Below are 1,474 nucleotides of genomic sequence, written 5' to 3'. Positions count from 1 at the left end.
CGCTTTATTAACATCGGTACGTGGAGGATAGCCATGAGTATTCAATATAGAATTCGCAGTTTTTCCGATCTCGAATATATTTCAAATAACAGCGGATGCATTTTGACTCTATTCAGCGGAGGCGTTGACAGTAGTTACGTTTTAATGGAATTGGCTAAACATAAAGTTTGTCAGATCATAGCCTTGACAGTTGATTTGGGTGATGGCGTGAATCGCGATGATCTGAAAAGAATAGCCTCTCACTTCGGTGCGCGATCGGTGGTAATTGACGGTAGAAATATTTTTGCACAGACCGCAGTACTTCCGGCATTGCGCTGTAACGCACAGTACATGGCGATGTATCCGATTAGTTCATCACTATCGCGTCCTATTATATGCCATATAGCCGTCAAGCAGGCACGTACGTTTGAATGCACATCTATTGTGCACACAGCTAACCAATCGCAAAACAGTTTGCGACGACTAAATGGGGCACTCAATGATTTAAGATTCAATGGATTTTACGGAAGTCCATATGAATACTCCGTCCTTACGCGACAGGAGAAAATTGACGCATTGCGCGATTCGGGGCTATCTGCGTTCCAGGCTAGAGGCATCAGCGGAGACGCAAACCTTTGGTGTCGAGAGTTCGAATCGGGGTTTCTTGAAAATCCGGAGGATTTTCGTGTTCCCGATGAACTATTTACCTGGACTGCCCGATCGGAGATTGCAGCGGCACAAAACCCGATTTCTATCAAGTTCCTGGAGGGAACTCCGGTGGCAATCAATGATCTCGAGCTTCCACTGATTGATTTGATAGCTCAATTGAATGATTGCGTTGGCCGCTACGGTATCGGTCGTTATTGTGGCCTCGAACATCTTGACGGTGAAGAGAAAGTGCTGGAGGTTCGTGAAGCTCCAGCTGCATATTTGCTGATGAATGCGTACCGCCACCTAGAAATGGCAACTCTAGACTCAGAATTGCTGCGAGAGAAACTGCTGCTAGAGCAGGTCTGGGTACGCGAAGCGATCGAGGGTCGTTGGTTTTCCGGATTACGGTCTGCTATTGATCAATTTATATCCTATCAAGCCGCGACTGTTACTGGTACGGTGAAATATATATTGCGTGAAGGAGCGGCAGACGTATGTTCAATCTGCGCCGATAAACCCCGCTATTTGACCGATCGGGATGGCTGGGAGAAGCAAGTTGCACGTCTTCGCGGTGCCCGCAGTTTGCGCGAGCTATATAATCCCACATCGGTGTATGGATCTTCTTCGTCTCGATATGGTTTATGAACATGATTTTGGATCTTTTGATTGTATGGGATGCGACATCGAACATACTAGTCTTCTGTCCAGGAAATAACTTTACATAGTCGGCCCTTCAGAATTAGTCGAAGTCAAGGGTGGCAAGGGGCCGCCGGAAGATCGTGTTTCCCAGAACTCCCAGAAGCAATATTGATCTGAATGGTTTCCTGGGAGTTTGGAACTTCGC

1 protein-coding gene is annotated in these 1,474 nt (G+C 46.8%); it reads left to right on the top strand.

The window, feature by feature from the left end; genetic code table 11:
- Window positions 1-1,275: argininosuccinate synthase-related protein (locus tag BVER_RS30995; RefSeq protein WP_332309168.1), on the top strand; the 1,275-nt coding region annotated here is incomplete at its 5' end.
- Window positions 1,276-1,474 lie beyond the last annotated feature (199 nt).

Source organism: Candidatus Burkholderia verschuerenii (genome assembly GCF_001189365.1).
In the GTDB taxonomy this organism is placed as follows: Bacteria; Pseudomonadota; Gammaproteobacteria; order Burkholderiales; family Burkholderiaceae; genus Caballeronia; species Caballeronia verschuerenii.
Note: the sequence above shows the minus strand (reverse complement) of the source record. Positions and strands in the feature narration are given on the sequence as shown.